General features: G+C 71.4%; 1 protein-coding gene. It reads right to left on the reverse strand.

The window, feature by feature from the left end:
* Nucleotides 1–53: 53 nt before the first annotated feature.
* The gene (locus tag K8640_RS38170; protein ID WP_370640438.1) at nucleotides 54–23,999 is read right to left on the reverse strand and encodes a non-ribosomal peptide synthase/polyketide synthase; all 23,946 of its coding nucleotides are present in this window, start codon (nucleotides 23,997–23,999) and stop codon (nucleotides 54–56) included.
* Nucleotides 24,000–24,050: the final 51 nt, after the last annotated feature.

The following is a 24,050-nucleotide window of genomic DNA, read 5'->3' on the forward strand; positions in this document are numbered from 1 at the left end:
ACCGTGGGTGCTGGTGCGCGAGGGCCGCCCGGCCCCGGTGTGAAACGCGGCCATCATTCCCCGGAACCTCCCAGGTCCACCCACCGCTTCACCCACTCGGTGACGGCCGGCGCGTGCAGCAGCGCGACGGCGTCACCGGATGTTTCCAACATCGTCAGGCCACCCTCGGCCAGCTCGCCCCAGCCGCCATCGAGCTCATCCTCGTCACGCTCGGGGGCGTCCGCGGCGCGCAGGAGGTGCACCGGGCCCTCGTAGGGCTCGGGCAGGTAGCGGCGCGCGGCGCGCAGGTGGCTGGCGAAGACCTTGAAGCGCGTGCGCAGCTCCCCGAGCGACAGGTCCTCGGGCAACAGGCCCGTCTTCGCGCCCTGCTCGTGCATGAGGGTGAGCAGCGGCTCGGCGTCCTTGCCGGACGTGAGCGCGGCGGGGAACACCGGCGCGTCGATGCCCGCCTGCGTGGCCAGGGCCCGGGCGAAGAGCGCGGCCTGGGCTCCCGCGGTGGTCGCGGCCGTGGATGCCTCCGGCTCTGCGGGCAGCGGCTCGACGAGGAGCAGCTCCACGGCGTGCCCCTCGCGCTGGAGCTGCTGCGCCATCTCCCAGGCGATGAGGCCACCCAGGCCCGGGCCCGCCAGGCGATAGGGGCCCTGGGGCGTCGCGCCGCGCAGCGCCTCCACGTAGAGCGTGGCCATGGCCTCCACGGACTCGAGCGGCGCGCGGCCTTCCTCCAGGCCGCGGGCCTGGATGCCGACGACGCTCCAGCCCTCGGGGGCGTGGCGGGCCAGCTCGGCGTAGCGCTCCACGCGGCCATCCAGGTCATGGATGACGTGCAGCACGCGGCGGTGGTCGGCGCCCGCGCGCAGCGTGACGAGCGGAGACCAGGCGGGCGTCGCGGGACGCGCCTTGGGCCGCGCCTCCTGCGCCTGGGCGCGTTGCAGCAGCAGCGCCAGCGACTCCACGGTGGGAGCCTCGAAGAGGGCGCGCAGCGGCAGCTCCACGCCCAGGGCCACGCGCACGCGGGAGACGACCTGGGTCGCGAGCAGCGAGTGTCCACCCAGCGAGAAGAAGTTGTCGGTGACGCTCACGCGGGGCGTGCGCAGCACCTCCGCGAACGCGTTGGCGAGCAGCTCCTCCAGCGGCGTGCGGGGCGCGGCGAACGGCGTGGTGCCGCGCAGGCTCTCCTCGTCCGGCTGCGGCAGCCCACCTCGGGCCACCTTGCCGGTGGGCATCAGCGGCAGGGACTCCAGCCGCACGAAGATGGAGGGCACCATGTACTCGGGCACCTTCTCGCGCAGCACCTGCCGCGCCTCCTCGGTGCTCCACGGCGCGTCGGGCGGCAGCACCACGTAGCCGACGAGGCGCCGGTCTCCCGGCACGTCCTCGCGGACGATGGCCACCGCGTCGCGCACGTGGGGCAGGGCGCGCAGGGCCACCTCCACCTCACCCAGCTCGATGCGGAAGCCACGCAGCTTCACCTGGCTGTCCAGGCGGCCCAGGAACTCCAGGTTGCCGTCCGCGAGCCACCGGGCCTTGTCTCCCGTGCGGTACAGCCGGGCGCCGGACTTGCCGCCCATGAAGTGCGGCAGGAAGCGGTCCGCCGTCAGGTCCGGGCGGCCGTGGTAGCCGTGCGCCACGTTGGCGCCGCCCACGTAGACCTCGCCCGCGACGCCGATGGGGCAGGGCGCGCCGTGCGGGTCCAACACGTAGATCTGCATGTTGGTGAGCGGCGAGCCCACCGGCGGCAGCGCGGGCCACTGCTTGCGGTCCTTCGGCGCGCGCCACGCCGTGACGACGTGGGCCTCCGAGGGGCCGTACTGGTTCTCCAGCGTGCACTCGGGCAGCCGGTCGAAGAACGCGAGCAGCGCGGGCGTCACCTGGAGCTGCTCGCCGGCGGTGACGATTTCACCCAGCGGGGGCAGCTCCTTCTCCGTGAGGGCCGCGTCGCACATCGCCTGGAGGGCGACGAAGGGCAGGAACAGCCGCTCCACGCGGTGCTCGCGCATGTAGCGCAGCATGGCGGGCGGGTCCTGTCGCAGCGAGCCGTTGATGAGCAGCACCTTGCCACCCAGGCACCAGGTGCCGAAGAGCTCCTGGAACGACACGTCGAAGTTGAGCGAGGCGAACTGGAGCGTGGTGGCGTCCGGCTTCACCGCGCGCTTCATCAGCCACCACAGCATGTTGCCCACCGCGCGGTGGGACATGACGATGCCCTTGGGGCGGCCGGTGCTGCCGGAGGTGTAGACGAAGTAGCAGTTCGTCTCCGGCGACATGTCCACGTCGGGCCGGTGTGTCGGGCGCGACTGGACGGCCGTCTCCTCCTCGATGCGGACGATGCGCGCCGTCAGCCCCGGCGGCAGCGCGGAGACCAGGGCTGAGTGCGCCAGGACGACGGGCGCGCCGGTGTCCTCGAGCATCAACGCCAGTCGGTCCGCGGGGTAGCTGGGGTCCAATGGCAGGAAGGCCGCGCCCGCCTTGAGCGTGGCCAGCACCGCGACGGGCATGTCCAGGCTCGCGCGCTCCAGGCACAGGCCCACCGTGCTGTTGACGCTCACTCCGAGCGCCCGCAGGTGGTGCGCGAGCTGGTTGGCGCGCGCATCGAGCTGGGCATAGGTGAGCGACTGCGTGCCGTCCGTCACCGCCACGCGCTCCGGCGTGCGGGCGACCTGGGCCTCCACCCACTGGTGCATCAGCCCCGGCACGTACGTCGGATCCACGGCGGCGTTGAAGTCCTCCACCACCTGCCGGCGCTCCGCCTCGGAGAGCAGCGGCAGTCGACCCAGCGTCTGGTCCGGCTGGGTGACGGCCCCCTCGAGCAGGCGCTGGAGCGCGCCCACCATTCGCTCGGCCGTCTGCCGCGTGAAGAGGTCGGAGCTGTACTCCAGGTAGCCGGTGAGGCCGTGCGACGACTCGAACACGGAGAGCGTCAGGTCGAACTTGGACGTGCCGCTGGTGGCCTCCATCGGCGACATCCGCAGGTCGCCGGTGTCGTAGTTCTCCTTGTAGACGTTCTGCAGCACGAACAGCACCTGGAACAGCGGCGTGCGGTTCAGGCTGCGCTCGGGCTGGAGCTCCTCCACCAGCTTCTCGAAGGGCACGTCCTGGTGCGCGTACGCGTCCAGCGTCGTCTCGCGCACCCGGCCGAGCAGCTCGCGGAAGGTGAGGTGCTCCGACAGCTGCGTGCGCAGCACGAGCGTGTTCGCGAAGAAGCCGATGAGCTTCTCCAGGTCCGAGTGACGGCGGCCGGCGATGGGCGAGCCGATGCTGATGTCGTCCTGGCCGGAGTAGCGCGCGAGCATCGTCTGGAACGCGGCGAGCAGCACCATGAACGTCGTGGCGCCTTCACGTCGGGCCAGGGTCTGCACCGCGTCCTGCAGCTCGCGAGGCATGGTGAAGCCCACCATGTCGCCGCGGAAGGTGCTCACCGGAGGCCGGGGGAAGTCCGACGGCAGCTCCAGCGCGGGAGGCGCGCCCGCCAGGTGCTTGCTCCACCAGGCGACCTGCTTGTCGAGGACGTCGCCCTTGAGCCAGCCGCGCTGCCACGCGGAGTAGTCCACGTACTGCAGCGGCAGCTCCGGCAGCGTGAGCGGCAGGCCCTTCGAGAACGACGCGTACGCGGAGGCCAGCTCGTTGACGAGCAGGCCCATGGACCAACCGTCCGAGACGATGTGGTGCATGGACATCAGCAGCACATGGTCCTCGGCGCCCAGCTTCAACAGGCGCACGCGCAACAGCGAGCGGTCCGCCAGGTTGAACGGCTTCTGCGTCTCCTCGATGGCCGCGCGGCGCGCCTCGGCCTCGCGCGCCGTGGGCTCCAGCGCGCTCAGGTCCAACACATCCAGGCGCGTCGGCTCATGCGGATGGACGACCTGGATGGGCTGGCCGCCGTTGTTCTGGATGGACGTGCGCAGCGACTCGTGGCGACGCAAGAGCTCGTTGATGGCCCGGCCCATCGCGTCGACGTCCAGCGCGCCCTCCAGCCGCACGGTGGCGGGGATGTTGTAGAAGGCGCTGTTCGGCTCCAACTGGTCCAGGAACCACAGGCGCTGCTGCGCGAAGGACACCGGCTGGTGGCCCGTGCGCGGCACCGGGACGAGGGCCGGAATCTCCAGGCCCTGACCCTGCTGCACCGCCAGGTCCACGCGCTGGGCCAGCGCCTCCAGCGTCGGCGTGTCGAACAGGTCCCTCAGGGGCAGCTCGACGCCGAACACCGCGCGCATGCGGCTGATGGCCTGCGTCGCCATCAGCGAGTGGCCACCCAGCTCGAAGAAGTTGTCGTGGATGCCCACGCGCTCCACCTCGAGCACCGCGCACCAGATGGCACCCAGCCGCGCCTCGGTGGGCGTGCGGGGACCGACGAAGTCCGGGCGTCCGCTGACCGTGCTCATGTCGGGCGCGGGCAGGGCCTTGCGGTCCACCTTGCCGTTCGCCGTCAGCGGCAGCGCGTCCAGCACCAGCACTGCGGCGGGCACCATGTACTCGGGCAGCACGTCCTTCAGCGCCGCACGCAGCGTCGCGCCGTCGGTGGGCACGCCCTCGCGCGCCACCGCGTAGCCGACCAGTCGCTTGCCGCCGGGGCCGTCCTCGCGAGCGATGACCACGGCCTCGCGCACGGCGGGGTGCCGGGCCAGCGCGGCCTCGACCTCACCCAGCTCGATGCGGAAGCCGCGCACCTTCACCTGCGCGTCCACGCGGCCCACGAACTCCAGCGAACCATCCTCGCGCCAGCGCACCACGTCGCCCGTGCGGTACAGCCTCTCGCCCGGCACTCCGGAGAACGAATCCGGGATGAACCGCTCGGCGGTGAGCGACGCACGGCCCACGTAGCCCCGGCCCACGCCGACGCCGCCCAGGTACAGCTCACCCTTGACGCCCACGGGCACCAGCTCTCCGCGCGCATCCAGCACGTGGACGCGCACGTTGGCCAGCGGACGTCCGATGGAGGGCACGCGGCCTTCCTCCGCCACGACCTCCGCGAGCGTGGCCACCACCGTGGCCTCCGTCGGACCATACGTGTTGAGGAACCGTCGACCCGGCGCCCAGCGCGCGACGACGTCCGAGGGCAGCGCCTCGCCGCCGGAGATGACCGTCTTGAGCGAGGGCAGCCCCTCCGCGGGCGTGGCCGCCAGGGCCGCGGGCGTGAGGCTGATGACCGTGAGCGCCTCGTCACGCAGCAGCGTGTGCAGGGGCGCGCCCGGCATCACCTTCTCCAGCGGCGCGAGCACCAGGGCGGCGCCGGAGGTCAGCGTGGTGAAGATCTCCTCGACGGACAGGTCGAAGGAGAGGTTCGCGAACTGGAGCACGCGCTCGCCGGGGCCGATGCCGTAGGCCCGGGCCTCGTGGGTGACGAGGTTGGCCACGGAGCGGTGCTCCACCGCCGTGCCCTTGGGCTGGCCCGTGCTTCCGGACGTGTAGAGCACGTAGGCCAGGTTGCCCGAGTGCACACCGGTGACGGGCGCCTCGGTGCTCTCGCGCGACAGCGCCTCCAGCTCCGTGTCCAGGCACAGCGCGCGGGCGCGGTGGGCCTCGGGGTAGCGCTCCAGCAGGGGCGCCTGGGTGAGCAGCATCGCCGCGCCGCTGTCGTCCAGCAGGAAGGCCAGTCTCTCACGCGGGAGCAGCGGATCCACCGGCACCCACGCGCCACCGGCCTTGAGGATTCCGAGCAGGCCGACGACGACGTCCAGCGAACGCTCCACGCTCAGGGCGACCCGCACCTCGGGGCCGACGCCGCGGCGGCGCAGCGCGTGGGCGAGCTGGTTGGCGCGCGCGTCGAGCTGGGCGTACGTGAGCCGCGAGCCCTCGAAGCTGGCCGCGAGCGCGTCGGGGGCGCGGCGGACCTGGGCCTCGAAGAGGCTGTGCACGCACGTGTCCGGGAAGTCCGCGCGCGTGTCGTTCCAGGCCACGAGCTGACGCGAGCGCTCCTCGTCGGAGAGCAGCGTCACCGTGGACAGGCGGCGCTCCGGCGAGGCGACCAGCACGTCCACGAGCGCGAGGAAGTGCCGCGTCATCCGCTCGATGGTCGACGCGTCGTACAGGTCCACCTGGTAGTCGAGCTCACCCGTGAAGCCCGCGCTGTTTCGACCCAGCGAGAGCGTCATGTCGAACTTGGCGACATGGCCCTCGTCGGGGCCGGGACGCAGCTCCAGGCCGGGCAGGGACACGTCCGCGTCCGGGGTGTTCTGGAGGATGAACATCACCCGGAACAGCGGTGACTGCTGCAGGTCACGCAGCGGCTGGAGCTGCTCGAAGGGCAGGTGCTGGTGCGCATAGGCCCCGAGCGCCGTCTCGCGCACGCGGGCCAGCAGCTCGCGCACCGTCGGGTCACCGTCCAGCTTCGTGCGCAGGACGAGCGTGTTGAGGAAGAAGCCGACCAGGCCCTCCAGCTCCGCGCGGTTGCGTCCCGCCACGGGCGAGCCGACGGAGATGTCGTCCTGGCCCGAGTAGCGCGACAGCAGGAGCTGGAACGCACCCAGGAAGAACATGAACGGCGTCAGGCCCTCGCGGTGGCAGAAGGCCTCGATGGCCTCCGCCTTCGCGGGCGCAATGGCCAGGGACACCACGCCACCCCGAGGCCGCGACAGGTGCGTGCGCGGCCTGTCGGTGGGCAGCTCCAGGTCCTGTGGCGCGCCGTCCAACTGCCGCTGCCACCACGCGAGCTGGCGGTCCAGCTCCGCGCCCTCCAGCCACCCGCGCTGCCACGCGGCGAAGTCCGCGTACTGGAGCGGGAGCTCGGGGAGGCTCGGCGTCCGGCCGGCCTGGAGGTCGCCGTACAGCGTGGACATCTCGCGCACGATGACGCTGATGGACCAGCCGTCCGACACGATGTGATGCAGGTTGAGCAGCAGCAGGTGCTCACGCTCCGCGAGCACCAACAGCTCGGCGCGAAGCAGCGGCCCGGTGCTCAGGTCGAACGACTGGAGCGCATGCTCGCCCGCGCGGCGGCGGGCCTCGGCCTCACGCTGCTCGGGTGCCAGGGCGCGCAGGTCGGTCAGCGGCAGCACGAACGGCGCGGGCGCGTGGATGACCTGCTCGGGGCCGTCCGACTCCGCGCGGAACGTGGTGCGCAGGGCCTCGTGACGGTGCACGACGGCCTCGAGCGTCCGGCGCAGCACCTCCACGTCGAGCGCTCCGGAGAGCACCAGCGCGGCGGGGATGTTGAACGCGGGGCTGCCCGGCTCCAGCTGATCCAGGAACCACACGCGCTGCTGCGAGAAGGACAGGGGCAGCTTGCCGTCGCGAGCCACGCGCTGGATGGGCGGAGCGGCCGTCGTCGCGCCGGTGCGCAGGGCGGTGTCCACGCGCTGGGCCAGCGCGGCCACGGTGGGCGCCTCGAACAGCTCGCGCACGGGCAACTCCACCGCGAAGGTGGAGCGGATGCGCGAGGTGACCTGCGTGGCCAGCAGGGAGTGGCCACCCAGCTCGAAGAAGTTCTCCGTGATGCTGACGCGCGCCAGCTTCAGCACCGTCGCGAACAGCTGCGCCAGCTTCTCCTCCACCGGCGTGCGCGGGGCGACGAAGGACGCGTCCGTGCGCAGGCTCTCCGCGTCCGGCGCGGGCAGGAGCTTGCGGGCCAGCTTCCCGCTGGGCGTCAGCGGCAGGGCCTCCAGCGTGACGAACGCGGAGGGCACCATGTACTCGGGCAGGCGCTTGAGCAGGAACGTCCGGAGCGTCTCCGCCGTCGTCGCGGAGGCAGGGGCCTCGTCCGCGGGGACGGGGACGACGTAGGCCACGAGTCGCTTGTCGCCCGGCACGTCCTCGCGCACGGCGGCGGCCGCGTCGCGAACACCCGGAGCGGTGCGCAGGACGGACTCGACCTCGCCCAGCTCCACGCGGAAGCCGCGCACCTTCACCTGGAAGTCGATGCGGCCGAGGAACTCCAGGTTGCCGTCCGCCGTCCACCGCGCGGAGTCACCGGTGCGGTAGAGCCGGTCGCCGGGGATGCCGCTGAACGGGTTCGGCACGAAGGCGGCGGCGGTGATGTCCGGCCGGGCCAGGTAGCCGTGGGCCAGGTGGCTGCCGCCGACGAAGACCTCACCGGCGACGCCGATGGGCGCGGGCTGACCGAGCGGGTCGAGGATGTAGAGCTGCGTGTGACCCAGCGGGCTGCCGACGGGAGGCAGCCGGGGCCACGAGGCCGGCGGGCCGCGCATCCGGTACGCGGAGACGACGTGCGCCTCCGACGGGCCGTACTGGTTCTCGAGCGTGCAGCCCGGCAGCTTCTCGAACATCGCGGCGAGGGTGGCGTTCACCTGGAGCTGCTCGCCGGCCGTGATGACCTCGCACAGCGCGCGCGGCAGCGTGGCGCCGTGGGCCACGGAGTCGGCCATGGCCTGCAGGGCGACGAACGGCAGGAACAGCCGCTCCACGCCCTGGCGGTCCATGAAGTCGAGCAGCGCGGGGATGTCCCGTCGCAGCGTGTCCGTGGGCAGCACCACCCGGGCGCCGACCCACCAGGACGCGAACAGCTCCTGGATGGACACGTCGAAGTTGAGCGACGCGAACTGGAGCGTGGTGGCCCGCGGACGCGGCGACTGGCGGATCTGCCACGCCAACATGTAGCTGAGCGCCCGGTGGGGCATGACGATGCCCTTGGGGATGCCCGTGCTTCCGGACGTGTAGATGACGTACGCGTTCGCCTCGGGCGACACGTCACGCGCGAGGGCATCCGTCGGCTGCCGCGCGATGAGCACCGCTTCGGTATCGAGCGCGATGCGGCGGGCCAGGCTCTTGGACGGCAGGCTCCCGCCCAGGTGCGACTGCGTGAGGACCACCGGAGCGCGCGTGTCCTCGAGCATGAACGCGAGCCGGTCCGCGGGGTACGTGGGGTCCAGCGCCACGTAGTACGCGCCGACCTTGAGCGTCGCGAGCACGGCGATGGCCATGTCCAGGCTCTTGTCCACGCAGATTCCCACGGCGCTCCCAGGCGTCACGCCGTGCTGGACCAGGTGATGCGCGAGCTGGTTGGCGCGCTGGTCGAGCACTGCGTACGTCAGCGAGCGCTGGCCATCCGTGATGGCGATGGCGTCCGGCGTGCGCGCGACCTGGGCCTCCACCGGGCCGTGCATCGTCGTGGCGGTGTGGGCCTCGCGCGACGTGTCGTTCCACTCGACGAGGAGCTGGCGCTCCTCCTCGCGGCTCAAGAGCGACAGGCTCCACGGCGACTGGTCCGGGTTCTCGACGGCGGACTGGAGCAGCCGCACCCAGTGCGCGCCCATGCGCCGCGCGGTGCTCGCGTCGAACAGGTCGGTGTTGAACTCGACGAGGCCCTCGATCTCCTGGCCCGAGTCACCCAGCAGCAGCGACAGGTCGTACTTCGCCGTCCCGCTGTCGACGTCCACCGAGCGGAGCGCATCGGCGCCGCGCGCCTGGGTGACACGCTCGCCGCGAGGCGTGTTCTGGAGGGCGAGCATGACCTGGAACAGCGGCGAGCGGCTCAGGTCGCGCTCCAGCTTCAGCTCCTCCACCAGCTTCTCGAAGGGCACGTCCTGGTGGGCGTAGGCGCCGAGCGTGGTCTCCTTCACCTGCGCCAGCAAGGCGCGGAAGGTGATGCCGGATGTGAGCCGCGCGCGCAGGGCCAGCGTGTTGACGAAGAAGCCGACGATGTTCTCCAGCTCCGCCTGGCGGCGGTTCGCGATGGGCGAGCCGACGACGATGTCGTCCTGTCCCGAGTAACGGGCGAGCAGGACGTGCAGGCCGGTGAGCAGCGCCATGAACGGCGTGATGCCCTCCTGCTTGCACAGGGCGTGGAGCGCGGCGGACAGCTCGGCCCCGAGCTTCACGGGGAAGCTGGCGCCGTGCGAGGTCTGCACGGGAGGTCGAGGCCGGTCCGTGGGCAGCTCCAGGGCGTGGGGCACGCCCGAGAGGTTCTGGCTCCACCAGCCCACCTGGGCGGCGAGCGTCTCGTCACGCAGCCAGCCGCGCTGCCAGGCCGCGTAGTCCGCGTACTGGAGCGGCAGGGGCGCCAGCGGTGAAGGCAGACCCTGGCTGAAGGCGGAGTACAGCGCGCCGACCTCGCGCGAGAGGATGCCGCTGGACCAACCGTCCGAGACGATGTGGTGCACCGTGACGAGCAGCACGTGCTGTTCGGGGGCCAGCTTCAGCAGCGTGGTGCGCAGCAGCGGGACGCGCGTCAGGTCGAACGGCTTCTGCGCCTCGGCGGTGGCCAGCTTCAGGGCCTCGGCCTCGCGCGCGGACTCCGGCATGCGGCTCAGGTCCACGACGGGGACGGCGAGCTCCACGCGCGGATGGACGTGCTGGTAGGGCTCACCGTCCTCGCGGGTGTGGAAGCTGGTGCGCAGCGCCTCGTGACGGTGGACCAGCTCCTGGAGCGCGCGGATGAGCGCGTCGAGGTCCACCATCGTGTCGAGCCGGAGCGCGGAGGGGATGTTGTAGAAGGCGCTGTCCGGCTGGAAGCGGTCGAGGAACCAGAGCCGCTGCTGCGCGAACGACAGCGGCAGCGGTCCGTTCTCACGCGACACCGGGACCAGCGGCGGGAGCTGGACGCTCTTGCCCGCGAGGATGGCCTCGTCGACGCGCTGGGCGAGCGCTTCGATGGTCGGCACGGAGAACAGGTCTCTCAGCGCGAGTTCCACGCCGAAGCTCGCGCGGATGCGGGAGACGAGCTGCGTGGCGAGGAGGGAGTGGCCACCGAGCTCGAAGAAGTCGTCGGTGAGGCCGACGTGCTCGACGTGGAGCAGCTCCGCCCAGAGCGCGGCGAGGCGAATCTCGGTGGGAGTGCGCGGCGCGACGTACTCGCGCACGGGGGCGGCGATGGACGCGTCGGGCGAGGGCAGTGCGTCGCGGTCGACCTTGCCGTTGGGAGTGAGGGGGAGTGCGTCGAGCTGTGCAATGGCGGAAGGCACCATGTGCTCGGGCAGGCGCAGCTTGAGGAAGTCGCGAAGGACGGAGACGTCGACGTCCTCACCGACGACGTAGGCGACGAGGCGCTTGTCGCCGGAGGCTTCGGTGCGGATGGAGGCGACGGCCTGGGAGACGGAGGGGTGGAGGAGGAGGGCGGCTTCGACTTCGCCCAGCTCGATGCGGAAGCCGCGCAGCTTCACCTGGGAGTCGAGGCGGCCGAGGAAGTCGAGGGTGCCGTTGGGGAGCCAGCGGGCCTTGTCACCGGTGAGGTAGAGGCGGGCGCCGGGGACGAGGGAGAAGGGGTTGGGGACGAAGCGCTCAGCGGTGAGGTCCGCGCGGTGGAGGTAGCCACGAGCGAGGCCGACGGAGTCGATGCAGAGCTGGCCGGGGACGCCGACGGGGAGAGGCCGCAGGGAGGCGTCGAGGATGAAGAGACGGACGTTGTCCCAGGGGGTGCCGATGGAGGGCGTCTGGCCAGGGAGAAGGGGCTGGGAGATGGAGGCGCAGACGGTGACTTCGGTGGGGCCGTAGGCGTTGAGGAGGCGGACGCGGGAGCCCCAGCGGGAGACGAGCTCGGGAGGGCAGGCCTCGCCGGCGGAGATGAGGGTGGAGAGAGAGGGGAAGTCCTCGGGGTGGAGCTGGGCGAGGACGGAGGGGGTGAGGGTGACGGCGGAGATGGACTCGTCGCGGAGCAGGTCGCGAAGAGGAGCGCCTGGCATGAGGCGCTCGCGAGGAGCGAGGACGAGGGTGGAGCCGGCGAGGAGCGCGCCGAAGATTTCAGCGACGGAGGCGTCGAAGCTGAAGGAGGCGAACTGGAGGACGCGAGAGGCGGGAGAGAAGCCGTGGCGGCGGCCCGCGGCGAGCGCGGTGTTGGAGAAGCCGCGGTGCTGAAGGAGGGTGCCCTTGGGGGTGCCGGTGGAGCCGGAGGTGTAGATGACGTAGGCGAGGTTGTCGGCCACCGCGTCGGAGTCAGGTGCCGACGTCGACTGGGTCGCAATCTTCGCGGCCTCCGAGTCGATCAGCACACGCCGCTGCGTCGAGACAGGAAGCTGCTTCGCGAGCGCCTCGGTGGTGAGGAGGACGGGCGCGGAGCAATCTCGGAGGATGAAGGACAGTCGCTCGGCGGGATACGTCGGATCGAGAGGCACCCAGGCGCCGCCAGCCTTGAGGATGGCGAGCATGGAGACGACGAGGTCGAGCGAGCGCTCCAGGCAGAGCGCGACAGGGACCTCGGGCCTGACACCGAGCGAGCGCAGGTGGTGGGCGAGCTGATTGGCGCGCGAGTCGAGCTGCGCGAAGGTGAGGGACTCGCCCTCGAAGCGAAGCGCCTCGGCCTCCGGCGTACGCCGAGCCTGGGCCTCGAAGAGCGAATGCGCGGTGGCCTCGCGCGGGAAGTCGCGGGCGGAGTCGTTCCACTCCACCAGCACGCGCTGCTGCTCCGCCTCGGTGAGCAGGGACAGCGAGGCGACAGGCGCCTCGGGTCGCTCCACGGCCTTCTCGAGCAGGACCCCCAGGTGGCGAATCAGCGCATCCACGGTCTCCGCGGTGAACAGGTCCGTGCGGTACTCGACGCCGAAGGACAGACCCTGTGCCGTCTCCGCTGCGGAGAGCGTGAGGTCCAGCCGCGACGTGCCCGTGTTGGCGGGCTGCAGGTGGAAGGTGAGGTCGGGGAGCTTCAGCTCCGAGTCCGGCTGGTTCTGGAGCACCAGCGCCACCTGGAAGAGCGGCGCGTGCGCGGGGTTGCGCTCCGGGTTGACGGCCTTGACCACTTCCTCGAACGGCAGGTCCTGGTGCGCGTAGGCGCCCAGCGTGTCCTTCCTCACGCGCGAGAGCAGCTCGCGGAAGGACGGATTGCCACCCAGTCGCGCGCGTAGCGGGAGCTGGTTGATGAAGAAGCCGATGAGGTCCTCGGTCTCGGCCTGGTGACGGTTGGCGATACCCGTTCCCACGACGAAGTCCTCCTGGCCCGAGTAGCGGGACAGGACGGCCTGGAGGCCCGCCATCAGCGCCATGAAGAGCGTGGAGCCCTCACGACGGCACAGTGCCTGGAGCGACTCGACGAGCGAGCGCGGCAGCACGCGCGACACCAGGGCGCCACCGAAGCCCTGACGCGCCGGGCGCGGGAAGTCCGTGGGCAGCTCCAGCAGCGGAGGTGCCCCGGCCAGGTGCTCCTTCCACCACGAGACCTGGGCCTCGAGCGCCTCGCCCTGCAGCCACGCGCGCTGCCAGGTCGCGTAGTCGGCGTACTGGATGGACAGCTCGGGCAGCGGAGAAGGCTGGCCCGCGCGGAACGCGGCGTAGAGTGCCGCCGTCTCACGCACGAGCACGCCCATGGACCAGCCATCCGAGACGATGTGATGCATCGTCAGGAGCAGGATGTGGCGCTGCTCACCCAGGCGCAGCAGCTTCGCGCGCAGGAGCGGACCGCGCGCGAGGTCGAACGGACGACGCGCCTCCTCATCGACCCAACGCTGGACCTGGTCCTCGTCGAGCGAGGACACCTCCACCACGGGCACCGTCACCGGCGACGGTGCATGGACGACCTGCTCGGGACCCGCTCGGAACGTGGTGCGCAGCGACTCGTGACGCCGCACCATCTCCGTGAACGCCCGCTCCAGGGCCCGCGTGTCCACGACACCCTCGAGCCGCAGCGCGATGGGCATGTTGTACGCGGGGCTCCCCGGGTCCAACTGGTCGAGGAACCACAGCCGCTGCTGGGCGAAGGATTGGACGAACGCCCTCGGTGCAGCTCCCTCGCGAGGCAGCGCGGTGAGCGGCGGACGCTGGAGCCGCGCGCCCGTGCTCAGCGCCGTGTCGATGCGCTGGGCGAGCGCCTGGACCGTCGGCGACTCGAAGAGGTCCCGCAGGGGCAGGTCGACCTGGAAGGCGGAGCGCACGCGCGAGACGAGCTGCGTGGCGAGCAGCGAGTGGCCACCGAGCTCGAAGAAGCTCGCGGTGGTGCTGACACGTGACACACCCAGCACCTGGGCGAAGAGGCCCGCGAGCAGCTCCTCGGTGGGGGTTCCTGGCGCGACCTGTGCGTCGTCCGTGACGGACCCGGTCTGCTCGGGAACAGGCAGGGCCTTGCGGTCCACCTTGCCGTTGCTCGTGAGCGGCAGCGCATCGAGGACCCGCAGAGAGGACGGGACCATGTACTCGGGCAGCCGCTGTGCGACGAACGTCCGCAGCGCGGCGGTGTCGAGCGAGGCGGGCGCCACGACGTAGCCCACGATGCGCCTGTCGCCGGGACGGTCCTCGCGCACGAGCACCACGGCCTCGCGCACTTCGGGATGCGCGAGCAGGGCGGACTCGATCTCCGCCAGCTCGATGCGGAAGCCGCGCACCTTCACCTGGTCGTCCGCGCGGCCGAGGAACTCCAGCACGCCGTCTCGACGCCAGCGGACCTGATCGCCCGTGGCGTACAGCCGTGCTCCAGGGACGGAAGAGAACGCGTCGGGCACGAAGCGCTCGGCGGTCATCGCGGCCTGGCCGATGTAGCCCCGCGCCACGCCCTCGCCTCCGATGAACAGCTCACCCGTGACTCCCACGGGCACGGGCTGGCCATGCGCATCCAGCACGTACACCTGCGTGTCCGCGATGGGACCACCGATGGGCGCGGTGGCACCCTGGATGTCCCCGCTCACCGTCCACGACGTGGCGTCGACGGTCGTCTCGGTGGGGCCGTAGCAGTTGGCCAACCCAGTCCCGGGCCACTGCGTGCGCACCCGTCGCGCCAGCTCGGCGGACAGCGCCTCACCACCCGACACGAGCACTCGCAGACCCGAGGCCCGCTCGAGTCGCTCGGACTCCACCAGGAGGCGGAGCTGAGACGGGACGAGCTGGAGCACCGTCACCCGCTGGTTCGCGAGCACGGACAAGAGCGCGTCCATGTCCAGGTCCGCTGAGGACGGCGGCAGCACCAGCGTTGCGCCGCTGGCCAGCGTGGAGAGCAGCTCCGGCACCACGGCGTCGAAGCCGGGCGCCGTCTTCTGGAGCACGCGGTCCGCCGGGCCCAGTCCCAGGCTCTTCGTGAACCAGGCCGTGTGACGCGCGAGCGCGCGGTGCGGGACCACCACGCCCTTGGGACGACCCGTCGAGCCGGACGTGAACAGGACGTAGGCCGCGTTCTCGGAGGCGAGGCCCGGTGCGGTGAACGTGCTGCTCGCCACCGCGTCGGCCCCCACCAGGTCCTCGAGGACGAGGACCGTGCGCGTCGACGGCAGCGCCGTACGCAGCGCGCGCTGGGTCAGCACCACCGCGGGGGTGGTGTCCTCCAGCATCATGCCGAGGCGCTCGGACGGAGAGGAGGGATCCAGCGGGACCCACACGCCTCCGGCCGCGAGCACGCCCAGTACGCCGATGACCAGCTCCGGCGAGCGGCGCGCGAACAGACCCACGCGCACCTCGGGGCCCACGTTCCGCTGACGCAGCAGCTCCGCGAGCGCGAGGGCACGCCGCTCCAGCTCCCGATACGTGAGCGTCCCGCCGGTCCACTCGAGCGCCACGGCCTCGGGCGACCGCGCCGCGCGCGCCTGGAACCACGTGAAGACGGAGCTGTCGCGCGGGAAGTCGGAGCGCGTGTCGTTCCACTGCACCAGGAGCTGGTGTCGCTCCTCGGCGGAGAGCAGCGGCAGCGCGGCGAGCGAGACGTCCGGCGTGGAGACCGCGGCCTCCAGCAGGCGGGTGAACTGACCCGTCATCGCCTCGAGCGTCCGGGCGTCGAACAGGTCCGTGTTGTACTCGAAGCCGCCCATGAGGCCCGCGGGCGTCTCCTGGAGGGCCAGGGACAGGGAGTACTTCGCGATGCCCGGGTCCACGTCCGCCGGCGTGAGCGACAGCTCCGGCAGCGTCAGCGACGGCACGGGCGTGTTCTGCAGCGCGAACATCACCTGGAAGAGCGGCGAGTGGCTCAGGCTGCGCGCGGGCTGCAGCTCCTCCACCAGGTGCTCGAACGGGACGTCCTGATGCGTGAGGGCGCCGAGCGCGGCCTCGCGGGCCTGCTCGACGAGCGCGCGGAACGACATGGCTCCGGACATCTGGCCACGCAGCACGAGCGTGTTGATGAACACGCCGATGAGGCCCTCGGTCTCCGGGCGATTGCGACCCGCCACCGGCGAACCCACGAGCACGTCATCCTGGCCCGTGACGCGGTACAGGAACGCCTGGAACGCGGCGAGGACCACCATGAAGGGCGTGGCGCCGAGCTGCTGCCCCAGGGCCGCCACGGCGGAGGAGACCTCCGGGGACAGCCGCACGGGATGCGTGGCGCCGGCCTGCGTCTGCATCGGAGGCACGGGACGGTCCGTGGGGAGCGCCAGCACGTGGTTGGCTCCCGCGAGCTGGGTCTTCCAGTACGTGAGCTGACGCTCCAGCTCACCGGCGCCGAGCCACTGGTGCTGCCACGCCGCATGGTCGGCGTACTGCACGCGCAGCGTCGGGAGGGACGCCGTGCGCCCCTCGCGAGCCGCGCTGTACAGCTCCGCGGCCTCGCGCACGAGCACACCCGTGGACCAGCCGTCGGAGACGATGTGGTGCATCGTCAGCAGCAGCACATGCAGGCGCTCGTCCAGACGGAGGAGCGTCACGCGCAGCAGCGGACCTCGGGCGAGGTCGAACGGCTTGCGTGCCTCGGCGAGCGCGAGTCGCCGGGCTTCTTCCTCACGCTGCGCGGAGGGGAGCGTGGACAGGTCCACCAGGGCGACGTTCAGCGTCGCTTCCTCCGCGATGGCCTGATGCGGACTGCCATCCGCGTTCGCGGGGAACGTGGTGCGCAGCGCCTCGTGGCGTCGCACGAGCGCGGCGAAGGCCTGCTCCAGCGCGGAGACCTCGACCGCGCCTTCCAGCCGGATGGCCGCGGGCAGGTTGTAGAGAGCGGTGCCCGGCTCGAGCTGATCCAGGAACCACAGCCGACGCTGGGCGAAGGACAGCGGCAGGTTGCCCGTGCGCGCGACAGGCGTCAGCTCCGGTGCGCGAGGAGTGGTTGCTCCGGCCTGGACGAGCACCTCCACACGCGCCGCGAGCTTCTCCACCGTGGGCGCCTCGAACAGCTCACGCAGCGGCACCTCGATGCCGAACGTGGCCTGGAGTCGAGACAGCGATTGCGTGGCGAGGAGGGAGTGGCCACCGAGCTCGAAGAAGTCGTCGGTGAGGCCGACGCGCTCGACGTGGAGCAGCTCCGCCCAGAGCGCGGCGAGGCGAATCTCCGTGGGCGTGCGCGGCGCGACGTACTCGCGCACGGGGGCGGCGATGGACGCGTCGGGCGAGGGCAGTGCGTCGCGGTCGACCTTGCCGTTGGGAGTGAGGGGGAGTGCGTCGAGCTGTGCAATGGCGGAAGGCACCATGTGCTCGGGCAGGCGCAGCTTGAGGAAGTCGCGAAGGACGGAGACGTCGACGTCCTCACCGACGACGTAGGCGACGAGGCGCTTGTCGCCGGAGGCTTCGGTGCGGATGGAGGCGACGGCCTGGGAGACGGAGGGGTGGAGGAGGAGGGCGGCTTCGACTTCGCCCAGCTCGATGCGGAAGCCGCGCAGCTTCACCTGGGAGTCGAGGCGGCCGAGGAAGTCGAGGGTGCCGTTGGGGAGCCAGCGGGCCTTGTCACCGGTGAGGTAGAGGCGGGCGCCGGGGACGAGGGAGAAGGGGTTGGGGACGAAGCGCTCAGCGGTGAGGTCCGCGCGGTGGAGGTAGCCACGAGCGAGGCCGACGGAGTCGATGCAGAGCTGGCCGGGGACGCCGACGGGGAGAGGCCGCAGGGAGGCGTCGAGGATGAAGAGACGGACGTTGTCCCAGGGGGTGCCGATGGAGGGCGTCTGGCCAGGGAGAAGGGGCTGGGAGATGGAGGCGCAGACGGTGACTTCGGTGGGGCCGTAGGCGTTGAGGAGGCGGACGCGGGAGCCCCAGCGGGAGACGAGCTCGGGAGGGCAGGCCTCGCCGGCGGAGATGAGGGTGGAGAGAGAGGGGAAGTCCTCGGGGTGGAGCTGGGCGAGGACGGAGGGGGTGAGGGTGACGGCGGAGATGGACTCGTCGCGGAGCAGGTCGCGAAGAGGAGCGCCTGGCATGAGGCGCTCGCGAGGAGCGAGGACGAGGGTGGAGCCGGCGAGGAGCGCGCCGAAGATTTCAGCGACGGAGGCGTCGAAGCTGAAGGAGGCGAACTGGAGGACGCGAGAGGCGGGAGAGAAGCCGTGGCGGCGGCCCGCGGCGAGCGCGGTGTTGGAGAAGCCGCGGTGCTGAAGGAGGGTGCCCTTGGGAGTGCCGGTGGAGCCGGAGGTGTAGATGACGTAGGCGAGGTTGTCGGCCACCGCGCCGGAGTCAGGTGCAGACGTCGGCTGCCGCGAGATGAAGCGAGAGTCGGAGTCGAGCAGGACGAGCTGCTGCGTCGACACGGGAAGCTCGTCGGCCAGGGACTCGGTGGTGAGGAGGACGGGCGCGGAGCAGTCTCGGAGGATGAAGGACAGCCGCTCGACGGGGTAGGACGGATCGAGAGGCACCCAGGCGCCGCCAGCCTTGAGGATGGCGAGCATGGAGACGACGAGGTCGAGCGAACGCTCGAGGCAGAGCGCGACGGGGACCTCGGGCCTGACGCCGAGCGAGCGCAGGTGGTGGGCGAGCTGATTGGCGCGCGAGTCGAGCTGCGCGAACGTCAGGGACTCGCCCTCGAAGCGAAGCGCCTCGGCCTCTGGCGTACGCCGAGCCTGGGCCTCGAAGAGTGAATGCGCCGTGGCCTCGCGCGGGAAGTCGCGAGCGGAGTCGTTCCACTCTACCAGCACGCGCTGCTGCTCCTCCTGTCGCATGAGGGGGAGCGTGGAGATTCGGGCCGAGGGCTTCGTCGTCGCGGCCTCCAGCACATTGCCGAGGTGGCGAATCAGGCCGTCGATGGTCTCCGCGGTGAACAGGTCCGTGCGGTACTCGGCCGAGCAGGAGAGGCCGTGCGCGGACTCGGTGATGGACAGCGTGAGGTCGAGTCGCGCGGTGCCCGTGCCGCTGCCCAGCGGACGGAAGGTGAGGCCAGGGACCTCCAGCTCCGTGTCCGGCTGGTTCTGGAGCACCAGCTTGACCTGGAAGAGCGGAGCGAAGCCCAGGCCTCGACCGGGGTTGAGGTCCTTGACCAGCTCCTCGAAGGGCAGGTCCTGGTGCGCGTACGCGCCCAGCGTGTCCGTCTTCACGCGTGAGAGCAGCTCGCGGAACGACGGGTCTCCACCCAGCCGCGCGCGCAGGGCGAGCTGATTGATGAAGAAGCCGATGAGGCCCTCGGTCTCCGCGCGGTTGCGGTTCGCGATGTCCGTGCCGAGGACGAAGTCCTCCTGGCCCGAGTAGCGCGACAGCACGACCTGGAAGCCCGCGAGCAACGCCATGAACAGCGTGGAGCCCTCTTCACGGCACAGCGCCTGGAGTGAATCCACCAGCGAGCGCGGCAGGACTCGGCCCACCATCGCGCCCTGGAATCCTTGCACCACGGGACGGGGGAAGTCGGTGGGCAGGTCCAGCTGCGGCGCCGCGCCGGACAGGTGCGTCCGCCACCACGAGAGCTGGGCCTCGAGCGCGTCACCCTGCAGCCATTCACGCTGCCACGCCGCGTAGTCGGCGTACTGGATGGGCAGCTCGGGCAGCCGCGCGGGCTGGCCCGTCACGAACGACGCGTAGAGCTCGGTGGACTCGCGCACCAGCAGCCCCATGGACCAGCCGTCCGTGGCGATGTGATGCAGCGTCAGCATCAGCACGTGCTGCGTGGCCTCCAGCCGCAGCAGCGACGCGCGCAGCACGGGGCCGCGGCCCAGGTCGAACGGGCGCTTCGCCTCGGCGAGCACGCGCCGCTGGACCTCCGCCTCGCGAGCCTCACCCGTCAGCGAGGACAGGTCCTCGACGGGCATCGGCACCGGTGCGGGTGCGTGGATGACCTGGACAGGGCCTTCCTGGAACGTGGTGCGCAGCACCTCGTGACGGCGCACGAGCTCGGTGATGGCCTGTCGCAGGGCCTCGACGTCCACCACACCCTCGAGCCGCAGCGCGATGGGCATGTTGAACGTCGGGCTGTCCGGCTGGAGCTTGTCGAGGAACCAAAGGCGCTGCTGCGCGAAGGACAGCGGCAGCGGCCGGCTCCGGTCCGCCGGGACGAGCGGCGGCACCTTCGTCTCGGCGGCGTACTGCTCCAGGCGCTCGGCGAGGCCCGCGACGGTGGGCGCCTCGAACAGCTCTCGCAGCGGGAGCTCCACGTTGAACGCGGCCCGGATGCGCGAGACGACCTGCGTGGCGAGCAGCGAGTGTCCACCCAGCGCGAAGAAGCTGTCGGTGGCACCCACGCGCGGCAGCTTGAGCACGGCGGCGAACAGCTCCGCGAGCTTCTCTTCCGCGGGCGTGCGGGGCGCGATGAACGTCGCGTCTCCGCGCAGGCTCTCCGCGTCGGGCGCCGGCAGCAGCCGCCGGGCAATCTTTCCGCTGGGCGTCAGCGGGAGCGCGTCCAGCGTGAGGAAGACGGACGGCACCATGTACTCGGGCAACTGTCCGAGCAGCGCCGAGCGCAGCGCGCCCGGAGTCAGCGCGACACCGGACTCCCCCGTGGGAACGACGTAGCCCACCAGGCGCTTGTCGCCGGGCACGTCCTCGCGCACCACGGCCGCCGCGTCCCGGATTCCCGGGAGCGCACGCAGCGAGGCCTCGACCTCGCCCAGCTCGACGCGGAAGCCTCGCAGCTTCACCTGACCGTCCAGGCGTCCCAGGAACTCGACGGTGCCGTCCGCCTTCCAGCGCGCGGAGTCACCGGTGCGGTAGAGCCGCGCGCCCGGAGCCTTGCTGAACGGATGCGGGACGAACTTCTCGGCCGTCAGCTCTGGACGGCCCGGGTAGCCGAGCGCCAGGTGCTCGCCGCCGATGTGGAGCTCGCCCGGCACGCCGATGGGCGTCGGCTGTCCCATCGCATCCAGCACGAACAACTGCGTGTGCGGCAGCGGCGCGCCGATGGACGGCAGGCGCGGCCAGGACGCGGGCGCACCCTGGAGTCGGTGCGCGGAGACGACGTGCGTCTCGGACGGGCCGTACTGGTTCTCGAGCACGCACCCGGGCAGCCGCTCGAAGAGGGCCACGAGCGCGGGAGTGACCTGGAGCTGCTCACCGGCCGTGACGACCTCGCGCAGGGACACGGGCAGCGTGGCGCCGTGCGCGACGGCGTCGGCGATGGCCTGGAGCGCGACGAACGGGAGGAACAGTCGCTCCACGCCCTGCGCCTGGAGGAAGTCGAGCAGCGCGGGCACGTCCTGGCGCAGCCCGCCCGTGGGCAGCACGAGCGTTCCACCCGCCCACCACGTGGAGAACAGCTCCTGGCAGGACACGTCGAAGCTGAGCGACGCGAACTGGAGCGTCGTGGCCTGGGGCTTGCGCGACTGGCGGAGCTGCCACGTGAACAGGTTGCTCAGCGCTCGATGCGGCAGCGCGACACCCTTGGGCCGGCCTGTGGAGCCGGACGTGTAGATGACGTACGCGGGCGCATCGGGCGACAGCGTCACCGTGAGCGCGTGCGTGGGCTTCGTGGTGATGACCTCGGCCTCGATATCGAGGAGGAGGTTCCGCACGGAGCCGGCGACCGGGAGCGAATCCCGGAGGCTGGAGTGCGACAGGACGACGCGCGTACCCGAGTCCTCCAGCATGAAAGCGAGGCGCTCCGCAGGGTAGTTCGGGTCGAGCGGCAGGTAGGCCGCTCCGGCCTTCAGCGTGGCGAGGACCGCCACCGCCATGTCGAGCGACTTCTCCAGGCAGATGCCGACCGTGGCGCCCGCGAAGACACCATGCTGACGCAGCACGTGCGCGAGCTGGTTGGCCCGCGCGTCGAGCTGGGCGTAGGTAAGCGCCGTCGTGCCGTCCGAGACCGCGATGGCCTCGGGCGTCCGCGCGGCCTGGACCTCCACGGGGTGGTGGATGGCCACGGGCACGTGCGGCGCGTGCGCCGTGTCGTTCCACTCCGTGAGGAGCTGCTGACGCTCGTGGGTGCTCAGCAGCGGCAGTCGGGCGAGCGACTGGCTCGCGTCGGAGACCGCCGAGGCGAGCAGTCGGGTGAGGTGCTCACCCATGCGCTGGGCCGTGCTCCGGTCGAACAGGTCCGTGTTGAACTCGAGCAGACCGTGGATGTCGTCGCCGGTGTCGACCAGCAGCAGCGAGAGGTCGAACTTGGCAGTTCCGCTGTCGACCTCGAGGCTGCGAGGGGCTCCGGCTGGGACGCCCTCGGCGCGGGCCGTCTGCAGACCGAGCATGGCCTGGAAGAGCGGCGAGCGGCTGAGGTCGCGCTGCGGCTGGAGCTCCTCGACGAGCTTCTCGAAGGGGACGTCCTGGTGCTCGTAGGCGGCGAGCGTGGACTCTCGCACCTGGGCGAGCAGCTCGCGGAACGTCATGTCCATCCGCGTCCGGGTCCGGAGCGCGAGCGTGTTGACGAAGAAGCCGATGATGCCCTCGAGCTCGGCCCGCTGCCGGTTGGCGATGGGCGAGCCCACGACGATGTCGTCCTGACCCGAGTAGCGGGCGAGCAGGACATTGAAGGCGGACAACAACACCATGAAGGGCGTGACGCCCTCGCGCTGGCACAGGGTGCGAAGTGCGGTGGTGAGCTCCGCGCCGAGCCTCACCGGCAGGTTGGCGCCGTGGGCCGACTGCACGGCCGGACGAGGACGGTCCGTGGGCAGCTCGAGGGCATGCGGCGCCCCCGAGAGGTGCTCGCGCCACCAGGCGACCTGCTGGGCGAGGACGTCTCCACGCAGCCAGCCTCGCTGCCAGGCGGCGTAGTCGGCGTACTGGAGCGAGAGCGGCGCGAGCGGCGACGGCAGGCCACGCGAGAACGCGGCGTACAGCTCGCCGACCTCGCGGCCGAAGATGCCGCTGGACCAACCGTCCGAGACGATGTGGTGCACGGTGACGAGCAGCACGTGACGCTGCTCGGAGAGTCGCAGCAGCGTGGCCCGCACCAGCGGCGCGCGCGTCAGGTCGAAGGGCTTCTGGATCTCGAGCGTCGCGAGCTTCTGGGCCTCGGCCTCGCGCGCCTGCTCGGGCAACTGGCCCAGGTCCACCACGGAGACCGACAGCGTGGCGTCCGGATGGATGCGCTGGACGGGCTCGCCATCCTCGCGGGTGTGGAAGCTGGTGCGCAGCGACTCGTGGCGATGCACGAGCTCCCGGAGCGCGCGCGTGAGGGCCTCGGTGTCCAGCGCTCCGTCGAGCTGGAGCGCGCTGGGGATGTTGTAGAACGGGCTGTCCGGCTGGAGCTTGTCGAGGAACCACAGCCGCTGCTGCGCGAACGAGAGTGGCAGCTCCCCCGTGCGCGGCACGGGCGCCAAGGGCGGGAGCTGGAGGCCGTGACGCTCCTGACGCGCGGACTCGATGCGCGTCGCGAGCTGGGCCACCGTGGAGGCCTCGAAGAGCGCCCGCACCGGCAGCTCGACGCCGAATGACTGACGCACCCGCGACACGAGCTGCGTGGCGAGGAGCGAGTGTCCGCCCAGCTCGAAGAAGCTGTCGGTGACGCCGACGCGCTCGACGTGGAGCACGGAGGCGAAGAGGGATGCGAGGAGCTGCTCCGTCGGCGTGCGGGGCGCGGTGTACTCGCGGGCCGTGGCGAGACGCTCCGGCGCGGGGAGTGCCTTGCGGTCGGCCTTGCCACTCGGCGTCAGCGGCATGGCCGCCAGGTGCATGAAGACCGAGGGCACCATGTACTCGGGCAGCCGAGGTTCGAGGTGTGCCCGGAACTGCGCCTGGGTCAGCGACTCCGCGTCGCCTGTGACGTAGGCGACGAGGCGTGCGTCACCCGCGACGTCTTCGCGCACGGTGACGATGGCATCGCGCACGGACGGGTGCGCGAGCAGCGCGTTCTCGACTTCACCGAGCTCGATGCGGAAGCCACGCAGCTTGACCTGGAAGTCGGAGCGGCCGAGGTACTCGAGGGTGCCGTCGGGGAGCCAACGAGCGAGGTCACCGGTGCGGTAGAGGCGAGCGCCGGGAGAGTCGCTGAAGGCATCGGGGATGAAGCGCTCTGCGGTGAGGTGAGGGGAGCGCCAGTAGCCGAGGCCGACCTGGACACCGCCGATGAAGAGCTCGCCCGGGACACCGACGGGGGCGGGTTGCCCCTGGGAGTCGAGGACGTAGAGGCGGGTGTTGGCGACGGGCCTGCCGATGGGGATGGAGGAGAGGGAGGAGCCGCGAGCGCAGTGGAAGAAGGAGACGTCGACGGC

The organism is Myxococcus sp. XM-1-1-1, from assembly GCF_020037095.1.
Lineage (GTDB): Bacteria > Myxococcota > Myxococcia > Myxococcales > Myxococcaceae > Myxococcus > Myxococcus fulvus.